Here is a 15,050-nt window from a genome sequence, read left to right on the forward strand (position 1 = left end):
TCCGACCCTGGTCCCATGACCGTCCTGCCGCCGCACGCCCGGACCGGATTCCCCACCGCACCCCGCTCGCGGGTGGGGCCCGCCGACCTGGAGATCCCGCTCGGGGCCCGCAGCCGGCTCTACCGGGCGTTCGAGATCCTCCCCGGCGCGGTGAGCATCTCCGCGATCCTCCTCGTCTTCCTCGTGCCTCTCGTGTCGCCACGGGCGGGAGCGGTCTACGTGCTGTGCGTCGTCGGGGTGATGTTCCTCCGCGCGATCCGCGGCTCGGTCGACCTCGCCCGCGGCTACACCCGGTTCCGCGCCTCGGCCCGCGTCGACTGGGCCGCTCGGCTCCGCGACATCGGACGCACTCTCGAGGGCCGGAGAGTGCCGGCGAGCCCGCCCCATGCCTTCCGCGCCGAGCGGCACCGCGCGCTCCTCGCGCAGGTCGCCGCGCACCCTGAGCGCTACCCGCACCCGGCATCGCTCGTCCACGCGGTGGTCGTCGCCGCGTACAACGAGTCGTACTCGGTCATCGCCCCGACGCTGCGCACCCTGGCCTGCAGCTCCACGCCGGGCGAGCAGATGTGGATCGTGTTCGCCTACGAGGAGCGCGGCGGTGCGGAGATGGAGCACACCGCCCAGCGGCTGCGCGCGGAGTTCGGCCACCGCTTCGCGGTCTTCGAGCTCGTACGGCACCCGCGCGACCTGCCCGGTGAGATCGCCGGCAAGGGCGCGAACATCACGCATGCCGGACAGCACCTCCAGGCGCTCGCCGTGCGGCGCGGGGTCGCCGCGGAGTCCGTCCTCGTCACCACTCTCGACTGCGACAACAAGCCGTACGAGAGCTACTTCGACTACGTCGCCTACGAGTACATCGCCTGCCTCGAGCGGAAGCGACGCGCCTTCCAGCCGATCAGCCTGTACCTCAGCAACATCTGGGACGCCCCGGCCGTCACCCGCGTCATCGCCTCGGCGAACTGCTTCTGGAACCTCACGTGCACGGTGCGGCCGTTCTCGCTGCGGAACTTCGCCTCGCACACCCAGCCGCTCGATGCGCTCGTCGAGATGGGCTTCTGGTCCACCCGCACGATCGTCGAGGACGGCCACCAGTTCTGGCGCTCGTACTTCCACTTCGAGGGCGACTACGCGGTAGTGCCGATCCACGTCCCGATCCACCAGGACGCGGTCCTGGCCGGCACCCTGCGGCAGACCATGGGCGCCCAATTCAGGCAGCTGAGCCGCTGGTCCTACGGGGCCTCCGACATCGCCTACGTCGCCGCCGGCGTGTTCGGCGCGCAGCGGCGGGTCCCGCTGCTGCGGAGCACCCTCCACCTCCTCACCCTGCTCGAGGGGCACGTGACGCTCGCCTGCGTGTCGGTGATCATCGCGCTCGGCGGCTGGACCCCGTTCCTCATCATGCGCCGGACCGGGGGTGCGGATGCGCTGGTGAGCCAGATGCCGCTGCTCGTCGGGATGATCCAGCAGATCGCGATGATCAGCCTGCTGATCTCGCTCGTCGTGTTCTGGAACCTCCTGCCGCCGCGCCCCGTGCGCTACGGGCCGGCGCGCAGCGTCGCGATGCTCGCGCAGTGGCTCCTCTACCCCGCGACGATCCTCGGCTACAACGCGACCACCGCGCTGTACTCCCAGAGCAGACTGCTGCTGGGCCGGTACCGGGAGCGGTTCGAGGTCACCGAGAAGGTCGCCGGCGGCGGGGCCGGGATCCCTGCAGCCGGGCAGGTGCGGCTGGGTACAGTGGGGCTGTGCGCGATGCCCGGTACTACCTCTTCCTCGTCCTCGCCAACGCGTTCTGGGCGGGCAACTTCGTCGTCGGCGGACTGATCGCCGACTCCGTCTCCCCGCTCTTCCTCACCACGGTCCGCTGGGTGCTGGCGACCGTGCCGCTGTTCGTCCTCGCCGCGTTCGTCGAGAAGCCGGACTGGAAGGCGGTGTTCGCCGAGTGGCGGCTCCACGTGCTGCTCAGCTGCCTCGGGCTCATCGGCTACGCGCTCTTCACCTATCTGGCGCTCGCCCACACCTCCTCGGTGTCGGCCTCGCTGCTCAACTCGGTGGGCCCTGCGCTCATCGCGGTCGTCGCCGTCCTCGTCGCCCGGGAGCGGCTGACCGGGACGGCGGTGCTCGGGCTCGCGCTCTCCCTGCTCGGCGCGGTGATCGTGCTCGTGCGCTTCGACGGCGGCGGGGTCGGGCTCGACCTCGGCATCGGCACCCTGTTCATGCTCGTCGCGGTGAGCGTGTTCGTCGTCTACACGGTGCTCGGCCGGTTCCTGACCTCCCCGCCGGTGTCGGCGACCGCCGTCCAGGCGCTCTTCGCCTCGGCGGTGCTCGTGCCGGCGACGCTGGTGCTCGGGGCACCCGGCCCGGCGGACGGGATCACGTGGCTCGGGGTCGTCTACATCGGGATCTTCCCGTCCGCGCTGTCCTACCTCATGTGGAACCTCGCGGTGCGTGGGATCGGGGCGGCGCGCGCCGGGGTCTACCTCAACCTCGTGCCGTTCTTCACCGCGATCATCGGCCTCTTCATCGGCGACCCGATCACGGGGATCCAGGTGCTCGGCGGGATGCTCATCGTCGCCGGCGTCGTCATCACCTCACGCCGGCCGAAGGCGGCGGGGACTCCGCCCGCCCCGTCCGGCTCCCCGGGTTGAGACGTCTGACCCAGGTGCGCTGGGCTCAGTCGGCCCAGACTGCCAGGTCGAGGACGAGCCGTCCGCGGACACCGCCCTGCTCGAACCGGGCGTGCGCCTCGGCGGCCTGCTCCGGCGGGTGCACGTCGGCGACGACGAGCTCGAGGGTGCCGTCCTCGACCGCAGTGCGGAGGTCCTCGAGCAGCGCGCGGGAGCCGTACTCGGTGACGACGGCCGTGCGGCGGAACCGGATGTCGCGCTCCCCCGTCCCCTTCCAGAACCGCACCGCGGCGTAGCCGCCGCCGTCGCGCACCGCGGGCACCGCCTTCTCGTCCATCACCGCGGCGTCGATGAGCCCGTCGACGCCGTCGGGGACGATCGCCCGGATCCGGTCGGCGACATCGTCGCCGCGCTCGACCACGTGATCCGGGCCCGCGGACTCCACGAGTGCGCGGTCCTTGTCCGCCGCGTCGGCGATCACCGAGAGGCCGGCGCGCTTCGCCAGGCGCACCGCGTACTGGCCGAGGGTGCCGGCCGCCCCGGTGACGGCGAGCGTCTGTCCGGGTGAGAGCTCGAGCTTGGCGAGCGCCTGGAGCGCGGTGAGGCCGTTCATCGGCAGGGTGGCCGCCTGCTGCAGGCTCGCCCCCTCCGGGATCCGCACGAGCGCGTCGTCGGCGGCGACGAGGAGCTCGGCGTAGGCCCCGCCGTGCTCGCTCACCGGGACGGCCATCGTCATGACCTCCTCGCCCACCTGCCAGGCGCTGCCCTCGCCGACCTCGTCGACGACTCCGGCGGCATCCATGCCGGGGACGTAGGGCGGGGTGAGGCTGCTGACGTCCTGCACCCCGGCGCGGAACGTCGTGTCGGTGGGGTTGACGGCTGCGGCGTGGACGCGGATGCGCGCCTCGCCCGGACCCGGGTGGGGTTCCGGCACGTCGTGGACGGCGAGGGCGCTGGGCCCTCCGAACTCGGTGACTCCGATGACCTTCATACCCTGGGCAACCACGGCGGGCGCGCACGCATTTCTCATCCCGCGCCGCGTTCCGCATGCCGGGATTGACCCGCCGAACGGGGCGGGCGAGACTGGACGGGACAGCACGCATCGCAGCGCGCACGCCGCAGAGCACGAGGCGCACGCCGCAGCGCACATCGAGTCGAGGAGGACCGCACAATGGCGCATCGGGTATGGAACGGGCAGGCGCAGATGCCGTCGGTCATGGATTCCCAGATCGAGATCGTCAAGGGCGAGGGCTCCTACGTGTGGGACGCGCAGGGGAAGAAGTACTTCGACGGCTCGGCGAGCCTCTGGTACGCGAACATCGGCCACGGCCGCACGGAGCTCGCCGAGGCCGCCTACAAGCAGATGCTCGAGCTCGAGACTTACCACACCTTCGGACGGTTCATCAACGAGCCGGCGCGCACCCTGGCCGACCGGCTCGCGGCGATGTCGCCGATCGAGAACCCCAAGGTGATCTTCAACTCCGGCGGCTCGGACGCGATCGACGTCGCCTGCAAGCTCGCCCGCCGCTACTGGCAGGCCGTCGGGGAGACCGAGCGCACGGTCATCGTGTCCCGCGACACCTCCTACCACGGGCTCCACGCCTTCGGCACCGCGATCGCCGGCCTCGAGCCCAACCGCGAGGGCTACGGCACCGAGTCGCTCGTGCCCGACACCGTCCGGGTGTCGGCGAACGACCCGGCGCGCCTCGAGGAGCAGATCCTCGCGATCGGCCCGCAGCGCATCGCCGCGTTCGTCGCCGAGCCGGTGATCGGCGCCGGCGGCGTCATCGGGCCCGCGGACGGCTACTTCGAGACCGTGCAGCGCCTGGCGAAGGAGCACGGCTTCCTCTTCATCGCCGACGAGGTCATCACCGGTTTCGGCCGCACCGGGAAGATGTTCGCCTCGGAGCGGTACTCCCTCGACCCCGACATCCACACCATGGCCAAGGGCCTGACCTCCGGCTACGCGCCGCTCGGCGGGATCCAGATCGCCGAGCGCGTGTGGGAGCCGTTCTTCACCGGGGGCGAGGAGGCGCCGGCCTTCCGGCACGGCGTCACCTACTCCGGGCACGCCACCGCCTGCGCCGTGGCGCACGCCAACCTCGACGTGCTCGAGCGGGAGGACCTCGTCGACCGTGCCGGCAAGCTCGAGGACGTCCTCGCCACGGAGCTCGACACCCTCGTGGGCGTCGACGGGATCGCCGAGGTGCGCTCGCGGGCCGGATTCCTCGGCGCGGTGAAGTTCACCGAGGACCTCGTCAGCGAGACGATCGTGCGCCGGGCCGCGGAGCGCGGCGTGATCCTCCGGGCGCTGCCGGACAACGCGCTGCAGATCTCCCCGCCCTTCGTCGCCGAGCCCGAGGACCTCGCGCTCACCGTGTCGGCGATCCGCGAGTCGGTCGCGGAGGGCTGAGGCCTCACCGCCACCACGACAGGGCCCCGGCGAGCAGTCGTGCTCGCCGGGGCCCTGTCAGCTGCTGCTCGGCCCGCCTTCTCCGGTAGGCCCGCAGCTCCTACTCGAAGTAGCGCCGCGGGTTCGCCACGAGCATCATGTCGATGTCGGCCTCGGTGACCCCGCGCTCGCGCAGCGCCGGCAGCACGTCCTCGCTGATGTGGCGGAAGTTCCACTTCGGCACCGCCTGGACCTTCGCCTCGGCGTCGAACCAATCGATGAAGCACGAGGCGTCGTGGGCGAGCACCACCCGGTCGGTGTACCCGCGGCGCACGAGCTCGGCCACGGTGTCGACGCGCTGCTCGAACGGCAGGAGCACGTCGAGGCCGAACCGGTCCATACCGAGCAGCGAGCCCTTGTCCGCGACCCGCATGAGGTAGTCGAGGTCGGTGGTGTCGCCCGAATGGCCGATGACGACCTTGGTGAGGTCCGCGCCGATGCCTCGCCGACCGCGCGCATCACCCGCTCGACGCCGGGCGTGAGGCCCTGCTCCTCGATCGCGCACTTGAGGAAGGCCGCGCGGACCCCGGTGTCGGCGATGCCCTCGGTGAGGTCGCGGACGAAGAGATCGACGAGCGGCTCGGGCACGTCGAACAGGAGCCCGGGACCGGTGTAGTGGAACTGGAATGGGATCTCGTTGTACGTGTAGAGGCCCGTCGCGGCGACGATCTGCAGGTCGGTGCCGGCGGCCACCTGCTGGATGCGCGGGATGTAGCGGCCGAGCCCGAGCACGGTGGGGTCGAGGATCGTGTCGATCCCGAGCTCCTTGAGCTCCTGGAGATCCCGCTGCGCCTGAGCGACCCGGGCGTCCTCGTCCCAGTCCTGATAGTTGATCCGGTGCTCCTCGCCGAGCACGAAGACATGCTCGTGGACGAGCGTCCGTCCGAGGTCCGCGCTGTCGATCGGTCCCGTCACCGTCTGCACCTGTGCCATACCGTCTCCTCATCGAGTGGACGCGACGGTCGGACGACCGCCGCCGGTGATCCACATCACATCACGGATCGCCCTCGCCCACCAGGGCCGGATCCCCGACCGCCGGCCGGCGGGCGGGTCCTGGACGGAGGGTGAGGTCAGCGTTCCACGGGCGGCTGTGCCGGCTGGTCTGCGAGCGCCGCCTCGAGCCGGGCCCGGTCCTCCGCGGACGGCGGTGCGCTCCGGCGGGTCTCCCGGTCCCAGAACACGACGACGGCATGGGAGCGGGCGACGACGGTGCCGTCAGGAGTGCGCATGGTCTCCGCAGTGCGCAGGCTCGTGGTCCCCACGCGCTCGATCGCGCACTCGACGGCCACGGTGCCCGCGTCGACCGTGAGCTCGGAGACGTAGTCGATCTCGAGGCGGGCGATGAGATGGCTGTCGGCGCCGGCGAGCGCGAGACCGCTGCGCAGCCACGTCGAGCGGGCCTCGTCGAGCAGGGTGAGATAGGTCCCGTGGTACACGTGGCCGTTGGTGTCGAGATCGCGCCACCGCAGCGGCACGTCGATGATGTGGGTCGTCACGGTGCTCCTTCGCATCGTCCCGACGCCCGCCCCGGGCGCCTCTTCCATCCTCGCACAGCGCCCGGCGAACGCAGCCGGGGTCGCCCGAGCGGGGGAACGGATGCGCATATCCCTATCTCACTATTTTTGCCCGCCTCGCCGGGGGTCTATATTCGCACTCAGCGCCGTGTTCATCGGCGGTATTCCGAATCAGAAAGAATTGATGATGCTCTCTCGCCGCGTGGTCCCCGCCGTGCTCGCCGTCCCGCTCCTCGCCCTCAGCGCCTGCGGCAGCGGCGGTGGCGGTGGCGCCGAGCCCGGTGACGACCCCGTCGCCATCGCGACCTCGAGCACGCTCGGCAGCGTGCTCGGGCAGATCACCGAGTGCGCCGGGACGAGCTCGACCTCGCTCATGGGCCCCGGCGACGACCCCCATACCTTCCAGCCGTCCTCGGCCCAGGTGGCCGAGCTCGCCGGCACGGAACTCGTCATCGCCAACGGGCTCGAGCTCGAGGGCGGGCTCGAGTCCGCGCTCGCCAACGCCGCCGAGGACGGTGCCACCGTGCTCGAGGTGGCGCCCGAGGTCGACCCGATCCCCTGGGGCGGCGAGGCGCACGACCACGGCGAGGAGGGCCACGAGGAGCACGAAGGTCACGAGCACGCCGAGGACGGTCACGATCACGCCCACGAGGAGGACTCTGCGGCACCCGGCGGGGAGGCGGATCCCCACGCCGGCCACGACCACGGCTCCGAGGATCCTCACTTCTGGCTGGATGCGAGCCGGATGGCCACCGCCGCCCACATCATCGGCGAGGCCCTCACCGAGCAGACCGGGGAGGCCCAGTACACCGAGTGCGGCGAGAAGGTCGAGCAGGAGCTCACCGACACCGATGCCGAGGTGCGCGAGATCCTCGCCGACATCCCCGCCGAGAAGCGGGTCCTCATCACCGACCACGAGGCGTTCGGCTACTTCGCCGCGGCCTACGACTTCGAGGTCGCCGGCGTCGTGGTGCCCGGCGGGTCGACGGACGCCGAGCCGTCCTCGGCCGAGCTCGCGGAGCTGACCTCCGTCATCGAGGACACCGGGGTGCCGGTGATCTTCTCCAACACCGCCGCCTCGACCCCACTCATCGACGCCGTGGCCGCGGAGGTCGGCACCGATGTGTCCGTCGTCGAGCTCCACGTCGGCAGCGTCGGCCCGGCGGATTCCGCGGCGGCCACGTATCAGGGCATGATGGTGGACAACGCCACGAAGATCGCCGAGGCGCTCGCCTGAGTTCCGCACCGGCCCTGCCGGAACGGAAAGGGCAGGCCCGGCCGGAGCCGTCCCCCGGACGGCACGCACCTCGTCGGCCCCACCCCGTCGGCACCGCCGCCGGGCGCGCCCGCGCCCGACGGCCCGATCCACCAGGACTGGCTCGCAGACTATGGAATGGTTCACCGAACCCTTCGCGCTGGGATTCCAGCAGCGCGCTCTCATCGGCGGTCTGATCTCGGCCGTCATGGCCTCGGTCGTCGGCGTCTGGCTCGTGCTGCGCGGCATGAGCTTCTTCGGCGACGCGTTCGCCCACGGCATCCTGCCGGGCATCGCCGTCGCCATGCTCCTCGACGTCTCCCCCGCGCTCGGCGCGGCCGCTGCGATCGTCGCGATGGTGCTCCTCATCGAGTGGATCCACCGGGCCACGCCGCTCCACGAGGACACCGGCATCGGCCTGCTGTTCGTCGCGATGATGGCGCTCGGCGTCGTCATCATCTCCACCATGGACCAGTACACCGGCAGTCTCACCGGGATCCTGTTCGGCGATGCGCTCGGCGTCACGCCCGAGGTGCTGCGCGGCATGTTCGTGCCCGCCGTGGCGGTGCTCCTCGCGTCTGCGATCCTCTACCGTCCGCTGCTGTCGCTCGCGTTCTCGCAGAGCAAGGCGCAGTCGCTGGGGATGCGGCCGGGGATCATCCATGTGCTCCTGCTCGTGCTCATCGCCGCCGCCGTCATCGTCGGCTTCCGCTCGGTCGGCACGATGCTCGTGTTCGGGCTGCTCGTCGGCCCGCCGGCCACGGCCTCGCTGCTGTCGCGCACCGTGCCGCAGATGTTCGCGTGGTCGACGCTCATCGCAGTGTTCTCCGTGTGGGCCGGACTGCTGCTGAGCTTCCACCTCGGGACCGCGGGCTCGGCGACGATGGCCCTCGTGCCGATCGCCCTGTTCTTCCTCACCCTGATCATCCGCCAGCTCGTCCAGGCCGAGCGCCATCGCACCGTCGGACGCGGCGAGCCCTCCGCCGGGAGCGCGGACTCGGTGCTCGCCCCGGGCTCCGCGCCGGAGCGCCGGGCGCCGGGCGCGTCGGTGCTCGACCCGCACAGCGGCACCGCGCCCGCCGGACCGGCCTCGGTGCCGGCGACCGGAAGCCGTGAGGATCCCGGGGGCGACCGGGCGGGGCACGGCACCGGGCACGGGGTCGCCGGGCGCCGGGCTCCGGATTCCCGGCTCCACGAGTCCTTCACCGATCCCGAGCACGTCCTCACCCCGGCGGAGGTGCCGCTCGCCGAGGCCGAGGGCATCGTGCTCGCCTACGGGCAGCACATCGCGACCGCACGCTCGACGTTCACGCTGCGGCAGGGCGACGTCGTCGCGATCATCGGCCCCAACGGCTCGGGCAAATCCACACTCCTCCACGCGATCGCCGGCCTCATGCCGCCGCGCGCCGGGCGCCTGCGGGTGCTCGGGGCGAAGCCCGCGCTCGGCTGGCGCAAGGTCGCCTACGTCATGCAGGCCGTCGAGGTGCCCGCCGGCATCCCGCTCACCGTGCGCGAGGTCGTGGCGATGGGCCGCTACTCGACGCTCGGCTGGTTCCGCCCGTTCCGGCGGCACGACCGGCAGCGTGTGCAGCAGGCGATGGAGGCGCTCGGGATCACCGATCTGGCGCGCCGACACCTCTCGGAGCTGTCCGGTGGTCAGCGCCAGCGCGTGTACGTCGCCCAGGCGCTCGCGCAGGACCACATCGCACTCCTCCTCGACGAGCCGCTCACCGGGCTCGACATCGTGTCCGCGCGGACGATCGACCGGATCATCCATGCCGAGCACGAGCACGGCCACTCCGTCGTCATGACCACCCACGATCTCGAGGAGGCGCGTGCGGCCGACCATGTGCTGCTGACCTCGGGCCGGGTGCTCGCCTCAGGCCCGCCGGAGCAGGCGCTCACCCGCCGCAACCTCGAAGTCGCCTACGGCCTCGGCTCGCTCCACGGGGACGAGGATCCCGACACCGAGCTCCCGGAGGTCCTCCCGGATCCGGTGCACGGCCTGCACGACGACCCGAGCGACCCGACCGCGCGGTGAGACGACGTGCTCGCGCGGAGTTGGACGGTCCCACCGACCGCTGACTAGCCTCGGGAGGCATGGACTCGACGCGCACCGACTCCCCGCAACGCACCGGATCCGAGAGGAACAACTGGCTCCTCCTCGCCCTCGTCGCGCTCGTGTCGTTCGGCGGGGCGGTGCTCTACGCGGTCGTCGACGATCCGGATTCACCGATCTACCTCGCGTACTTCGTCGTCATGGCCGCCGCGGTGGCGGGCGTCGCCTTCTGGTGGTTCGGCGCGCACCCGCCGCGCCTGTCCGAACCGCGGTGGGGGTACCTCGGGGTCGTCGTCCTCCTCATCGCCGGCGGGACGCTGCTCCGCATAGTACCCGGCACGCGCGCCATCGCCTCATGGCTGACGATCGGGGCGTGCTTCGTCCTCTACGGCCTGCTCGAGCGGTCTGCCGCGGTCGCGGCCTACGCCCTCGACCTCGCTCAGCTCGGCCTCGTGCTCGAGATCGTCACGAACTGCAGGGCGGGGATCATCGAGATGAGAATGACCGGCACCGCTAACACGACGCTGATGAGCAGTCGTTGACGCAGCACCTCCAGCTCGCGGTCCCTGCGGTCCCCTTCAGTGGAGTCGCCGTCGTCTCCGGTTCCGGCAGTGGTGGGGAGCTGAGCCCGGTAGCCGGCGTCCTCCACCGTGGTGATCAGACGCTGGGGGTCGAACCCGGCAGGTGCGGTGACCCGGGCCTGCTCGGTGGCGTAGTTGACGCTGGCGCTGACACCGTCGAGCTTGTTGAGCTTGCGCTCGATCCGGTTCGCGCACAAGGCGCACGTCATGCCCTCGATGTCGAGCTCCACGGCGACGGTCTGCGGTTCGGAGTCGCGAGCCAGCGATGTGTCGGCGGGCTGGACGGCCATCAGGCACCTTCCTTCTCGTGGTGGTCCTGCTCAACGTCTTGCATCCAGGACTCCACGAGGGAGTCGGGGATGAAGGCGCTGCCCGCGCCGTACGCGGCGGTGAAGACCGCCAGCAGTACGGCCGCGTACAGCGTCAGGCGGATGCCGGCACTCACGCAGGCACCGCCTGGTAGCCGGCCTCCTCGACCGCCGCGACGACCGCCGCGGAGTCGACGCCGGCTTCCGAGGTGACGACGAGCTGTCCGGTCTCGTGGGAGACCTCGACATCGGTGACGCCGGCGATCTCCTCGACTTCTTCCCGCACCGACCTCTCGCAGTGACCGCACGTCATACCGGTCACAGAGAACGTGTTGGTAGCCATGTCGAACCTCCTCCGTTGAATACCCCCGACGGGTATCGCTGATCGAAATATGCCCGGCGGGGGTATAGGGGTCAAGGGGCATTGCGGGTCGGGGAGGGCGCCCGGGTGGATCTTCACTGACTCTTCAAGGCTCGCGGGGTTCAGGTGGTCCAGGGTCCGCGCGTACGGTCGCAGTAGGGCGCGGATTCCGCTGCGCCTGGTCGAAGTGGAAGGAGAGTTCCATGTCGCATGTAGTTTCGATGATTGAGACCCATCCTGCAGGTGCGCAGGGGGTTGACAAGGATACGCTCGCCGCCTGTATCGCGGCGTGTTTCGAGTGTGCGCAGACATGCACGGCTTGTGCGGATGCGTGTCTGAGCGAAGAGATGGTGGCCGACCTGGCGGCGTGCATCCGCGCCGATTTGGATTGCGCGGACATCTGCATCGCCACGGGCAACGTGCTCTCGCGGTTGACCGGCACGAATCCGGAAGTCATCCGGTCCCTGGTGGAGACGTGCCGGACGGTGTGCCGGGCGTGTGCGGAGGAGTGTGAAAAGCACGCTCAGATGCACGAGCACGGGACTGCTGAGGGTTTAGTTGACTTCACGACTGGATAAGTTCCAGGAAGGATGGAAGTCATGCCAAAGATCTACACCGATGAGTTCAAGCAATCAGCTCTCGAGCTCCTGGGCGAGGGGATGACCCAGAAGCAGGTCTGCGCCGACCTCGGCATCTCGAAGTCAGCTCTCCAGGCCTGGGTGCGTGACTCACGCCTGCGTGAGCACGGACTCGAGCCCTCTCGTGATGTCGAGGAGTCTCGCGCCCAGGCAGCAGCACTGAAGCGGATCAGGGAACTCGAGCGGGAGAACAAGATCCTCCGCGAGGCTGCAGCGTATCTCTCGCAAGCGAACTTGAAGCTCGGTGGTCATCACCCAAAATGATGTACCCGCTGGTCCTCGACCTTGCTGCCGCCGGGGTGCCGGTGGCAGTGGCCTGCCGGGTACTCGGCTTTACCAAGCAGGGTTTCTACAAGTGGTGCGCGAAACCTGTCTCTGACCGGGAACTCGAGGAGGCGCACTTGATCAATGCCGCCTACGACGTTCATACGGACGATCCTGAGTTCGGGCACCGGTTCATCGCTGATGAGCTCCAGGCGTGCGGATACAGCGCCTCTGAACGTCGTGTGTGGCGGCTGTGCTCGCAGCAGGAGCTGTTCTCCCACACGATCAAACGAGCCCGGAAGCACGGTAAGAAGCCCGGCCCGCCAGTGTGTGATGACCTCGTCGAACGCGACTTCACAGCAAAGGCAGTCAACGAGTTGTGGCTGACCGATATCACCGAGCATCACACCAGTGAGGGCAAGCTGTATATGTGCGCGGTCAAGGATGTGTTCAGCAACAGAATCGTCGGTTATGCCATCGATTCGAGGATGAAATCTCGTCTGGCTGTGGCGGCGATTGATGACGCTGTGGCTCGTCGTGGCGGACCGCGAGCCGTGGCAGGGTGTGTCGTTCACTCGGATCGCGGGTCGCAATTTCGCTCTCGTAAGTTCCAGCAGGTTCTACGGCGTTACGGGCTAGTCGGATCGATGGGTCGGGTCGGCGCTGCTGGTGATAATGCGGCGATGGAATCGTTCTTCGCTGTGTTGCAGAAGAACGTCCTCGACCGGGGCCGTTGGGACACGCGAGCGAGGTTGCGGACATCGATCGTCCACTGGGTCGAGCGGACCTACCACCGGAAGCGTCGGCAACGGCGTTTGGGTAAACTGACTCCGGTTGAATACGAGCTTGTTCACCACAAGGCCGTCACTCTGGCGGCATAAACCCCGGAGTCAACTAAACCGTCAGCAGTCCCCACTGCCGCATCTGTGCTGAGGCGTGCCGACGGTGCGAAGAGGCGTGTGCCGCGTTGCTGAAGGCCTTGGCCTGAGATGAAGCACGGCTCTGATTCGGCCCGGGTGGACGACATGTTCACCCGAGTCAGGAGTGGCGCGGGTTTCATCGCGGCGTTGGATCAGAGTGGGGGCAGCACGCCGCAGGCGCTGCGGCTCTATGGGATCAGCGAGGATTCCTATTCCAGCCCGGCGGAGATGTTCGATCTGGTGCATCGGATGCGCACCCGTGTCATCACCAGTCCGGCCTTCAACGGTGATCGCATCCTGGGGTCGATCCTGTTCGAAGACACCATGGACCGGGAGATCGACGGGCGTCAGACGGGTGAGTACCTGTGGGAGGTGAAGGGCATCGTGCCGTTCCTCAAGATCGACAAGGGACTGGCAACGCAGGCCCACGGTGCCCAGGTCATGAAGCCCATCCCCGAGCTGGACGCCCTGCTGACCCGCGCGGTGAGCAGGCACATGTTCGGCACGAAGATGCGCTCGGTCATCACGATGCCCGGACCGGGGTTGGATGCCGTCGTCGCCCAGCAGTTCGCCATCGCTCGGCAGGTTCTGCGGTTCGGGTTGGTGCCCATTGTGGAGCCCGAGGTCGACATCCACTCTCCCGACAAGGCAGGGGCCGAGGACCAGCTGCGAACTGCCATCCGGGAAGAGCTCGACGGGCTCGGCGAGGATCAGCCGGTCATCCTCAAACTGACCCTGCCCGAGCGTGATGATCACTACCGTGAGTTCGTGGACCATCCGCGGGTGGTGCGGGTGTTGGCGTTGTCGGGCGGCTATTCCCGCGCGGACGCCAACACCCGCCTGGACCGCAACCATGGGATGATCGCCAGTTTCTCCCGCGCCCTGACGGAAGGACTGGCCGCGGATCAGACCGATGCGCAGTTCACCGCGGCACTGGATGCAGCGATTGCGTCGATCGTCGCCGCATCACGCACCTGACGCACGCGGTCGGGGGCAGAAGGTCAGTGGTGGGCGAACGACTTCACGAAATCGCGGCGCACCCCCAACGCGGTGTCGGTGCGGCGAATGGAATCGTCACCGTCCTCGACCGAACCCGCCAGGGCTCGGATGGCGTCGATGTTCTCCGGGGTCACGATGGCCTGGTTATCGACCGTGTACGTGCAGAACAGTTCGGTGCCGTCCACGGTGAGGATGTCTTCCCAGACTGCGACTTCGTACATGTCCCCGCGGGGCCTGCCGAGGTCCTGCATCAGCTCGGCGGTGCTGTTGACCGCCACGATGCCGTCGGAGCGCCGGACGAAGGCGATCCTGGGCACCGCCCGGAACGCCTCGAGGACCTCGGCCTTCTCGACGGGACGGGTGAGCTCGACTGTCCAGTAATGCAGGTGGTTCTGGGTATGGGCTCCTTTCGCCGCCATGGTGACGACGTCGAGGTCGGGAACCACCGTTTTGGCATCGGGCCCCTGGTGGCTGGGGATGCGTCCCTCAGGGACGATCGTGTTCATGATCCCGGAGTGGTCGGACTCCCAGGGGTCGGTCGCCCGCCGGATGAGCACGCCGCGCGCCTTTGACAGGAGCCCGACGTTCTTCAGCGCGGTGAGGGTGCGCACGGTCGCGGTGGTGTTGCACGAGACGACCCGGGTGGAGTCGCGGCCGCGGGTGGAGCTGTAGTTGGCGTGGGCGACGAAGGAGTGCCCCGTGAGATCGTGCTTCTCCCCGCCCTGGAATACCGATCTCACGTGATGAGCTCGGTAGAGGTCGAGGTTTTCCGCCCCGACTTTGGCCGGGGTGCAGTCCACGACGACGTCGACTTGATCGAGCAGGTCAGGCAGCTCACCTGCCAGGGCATGCCCGGAGGCGCGCATTTCCTGATGGGCCTCAGAGGTGGAGGCGAAGACGGGGATGTCGCGCGCGGCGGCGGCCGCGACCCGATAGTCGGCGGTGATGTCGCTGACGCCGATGAGTGCCATGTCGTGTTGGGCCCGGACGGCGTCGGCGACGCGTTTGCCGATGACCCCGTACCCGTTCACCGCGACTTTGATCTTGGTGTCCATGCTCATTCCTTTCGAGG

General features: G+C 69.2%; 15 protein-coding genes and 2 pseudogenes. 10 read left to right on the plus strand and 7 right to left on the minus strand.

The window, feature by feature from the left end; genetic code table 11:
- The first annotated feature begins 15 nt into the window (after positions 1 to 15).
- Positions 16 to 1,824: a glycosyltransferase family 2 protein gene (locus FDF13_RS14890; RefSeq protein WP_175406995.1), complete on the plus strand. Its 1,809-nt coding sequence runs from the start codon at positions 16 to 18 to the stop codon at positions 1,822 to 1,824.
- Positions 1,746 to 2,648 (plus strand): DMT family transporter, encoded by a 903-nt coding sequence (locus FDF13_RS14360; RefSeq protein WP_175406996.1) that lies wholly within the window; start codon positions 1,746 to 1,748, stop codon positions 2,646 to 2,648. Before FDF13_RS14890 ends, FDF13_RS14360 begins: the two co-directional genes overlap by 79 nt.
- Positions 2,649 to 2,673: 25 nt before the next feature.
- Here FDF13_RS14360 and FDF13_RS14365 read toward each other — a convergent pair whose 3' ends face one another.
- The gene (locus FDF13_RS14365; protein ID WP_137320246.1) at positions 2,674 to 3,618 is read right to left on the minus strand and encodes an NADP-dependent oxidoreductase; all 945 of its coding nucleotides are present in this window, start codon (positions 3,616 to 3,618) and stop codon (positions 2,674 to 2,676) included.
- Between the two features lie 180 nt (positions 3,619 to 3,798).
- Here FDF13_RS14365 and FDF13_RS14370 point away from each other — a divergent pair, with 180 nt between their 5' ends.
- Positions 3,799 to 5,040 (plus strand): aspartate aminotransferase family protein, encoded by a 1,242-nt coding sequence (locus FDF13_RS14370; RefSeq protein ID WP_137320247.1) that lies wholly within the window; start codon positions 3,799 to 3,801, stop codon positions 5,038 to 5,040.
- 100 nt (positions 5,041 to 5,140) lie between these two features.
- Here FDF13_RS14370 and FDF13_RS14375 read toward each other — a convergent pair.
- Together FDF13_RS14375 and FDF13_RS14380 are read right to left on the minus strand one after the other, a co-directional pair.
- Positions 5,141 to 6,012: pseudogene (locus FDF13_RS14375) on the minus strand (phosphotriesterase).
- A 137-nt stretch (positions 6,013 to 6,149) separates the two neighbouring features.
- Positions 6,150 to 6,575: a thioesterase family protein gene (locus FDF13_RS14380; RefSeq protein WP_175406997.1), complete on the minus strand. Its 426-nt coding sequence runs from the start codon at positions 6,573 to 6,575 to the stop codon at positions 6,150 to 6,152.
- A 202-nt stretch (positions 6,576 to 6,777) separates the two neighbouring features.
- Between FDF13_RS14380 and FDF13_RS14385 the strand changes: the two genes are divergently transcribed.
- From FDF13_RS14385 to FDF13_RS14400, 3 genes are all read left to right on the plus strand, one after another.
- Positions 6,778 to 7,830, plus strand: a complete 1,053-nt coding sequence (locus FDF13_RS14385; protein WP_254668828.1) for a metal ABC transporter substrate-binding protein — start codon at positions 6,778 to 6,780, stop codon at positions 7,828 to 7,830.
- Positions 7,831 to 7,981: 151 nt separating this feature from the next.
- Positions 7,982 to 9,889 (plus strand): metal ABC transporter permease, encoded by a 1,908-nt coding sequence (locus FDF13_RS15420; RefSeq protein ID WP_254668829.1) that lies wholly within the window; start codon positions 7,982 to 7,984, stop codon positions 9,887 to 9,889.
- Between the two features lie 59 nt (positions 9,890 to 9,948).
- Positions 9,949 to 10,449, plus strand: a complete 501-nt coding sequence (locus FDF13_RS14400) for a hypothetical protein (RefSeq protein WP_137320249.1) — start codon at positions 9,949 to 9,951, stop codon at positions 10,447 to 10,449.
- Here FDF13_RS14400 and FDF13_RS14405 read toward each other — a convergent pair.
- From FDF13_RS14405 to FDF13_RS14410, 3 genes are read right to left on the minus strand one after another with little or no spacing between them, the layout of a single operon-like run.
- Complete coding sequence (locus FDF13_RS14405; RefSeq protein ID WP_137320250.1) at positions 10,347 to 10,778, minus strand: heavy metal-associated domain-containing protein; 432 nt, start codon at positions 10,776 to 10,778, stop codon at positions 10,347 to 10,349. The two genes, FDF13_RS14400 and FDF13_RS14405, sit on opposite strands and share 103 nt — an antisense overlap.
- On the minus strand, positions 10,778 to 10,933 hold the full coding sequence (locus tag FDF13_RS14895) for a hypothetical protein (protein WP_175406998.1): 156 nt from the start codon (positions 10,931 to 10,933) through the stop codon (positions 10,778 to 10,780). The genes FDF13_RS14405 and FDF13_RS14895 overlap by 1 nt, the downstream gene beginning before the upstream one ends.
- Positions 10,930 to 11,139 carry a heavy-metal-associated domain-containing protein gene (locus tag FDF13_RS14410; protein ID WP_137320251.1) on the minus strand — a complete coding sequence of 70 codons (210 nt, stop codon included), beginning with the start codon at positions 11,137 to 11,139 and terminating at the stop codon, positions 10,930 to 10,932. The genes FDF13_RS14895 and FDF13_RS14410 overlap by 4 nt, the downstream gene beginning before the upstream one ends.
- Before the next feature lie 221 nt (positions 11,140 to 11,360).
- On the opposite strand from FDF13_RS14410, the gene FDF13_RS14415 reads away from it, so the two are divergent.
- The 4 genes and pseudogenes from FDF13_RS14415 to FDF13_RS14430 all read left to right on the plus strand — a co-directional run bounded on the left by FDF13_RS14415 (position 11,361) and on the right by FDF13_RS14430 (position 13,957).
- A complete protein-coding gene (locus FDF13_RS14415; RefSeq protein WP_137320252.1) occupies positions 11,361 to 11,735 on the plus strand; it encodes a four-helix bundle copper-binding protein in 375 nt (124 codons plus the stop codon).
- A gap of 90 nt (positions 11,736 to 11,825) precedes the next feature.
- Positions 11,826 to 12,940: pseudogene (locus FDF13_RS14420) on the plus strand (IS3 family transposase); the annotation flags it as partial.
- 41 nt (positions 12,941 to 12,981) lie between these two features.
- Positions 12,982 to 13,047, plus strand: a complete 66-nt coding sequence (locus FDF13_RS15685) for a hypothetical protein (protein WP_137320535.1) — start codon at positions 12,982 to 12,984, stop codon at positions 13,045 to 13,047.
- A 37-nt stretch (positions 13,048 to 13,084) separates the two neighbouring features.
- Positions 13,085 to 13,957 carry a fructose bisphosphate aldolase gene (locus FDF13_RS14430; protein WP_137320536.1) on the plus strand — a complete coding sequence of 291 codons (873 nt, stop codon included), beginning with the start codon at positions 13,085 to 13,087 and terminating at the stop codon, positions 13,955 to 13,957.
- Between the two features lie 23 nt (positions 13,958 to 13,980).
- On the opposite strand, the gene FDF13_RS14435 is transcribed toward FDF13_RS14430, so the two are convergent.
- Positions 13,981 to 15,033 (minus strand): type II glyceraldehyde-3-phosphate dehydrogenase, encoded by a 1,053-nt coding sequence (locus tag FDF13_RS14435; RefSeq protein ID WP_137320253.1) that lies wholly within the window; start codon positions 15,031 to 15,033, stop codon positions 13,981 to 13,983.
- Between the last annotated feature and the right edge of the window lie 17 nt (positions 15,034 to 15,050).

This window comes from Brevibacterium sp. CS2, from assembly GCF_005280295.1.
In the GTDB taxonomy this organism is placed as follows: domain Bacteria; phylum Actinomycetota; class Actinomycetes; order Actinomycetales; family Brevibacteriaceae; genus Brevibacterium; species Brevibacterium pityocampae.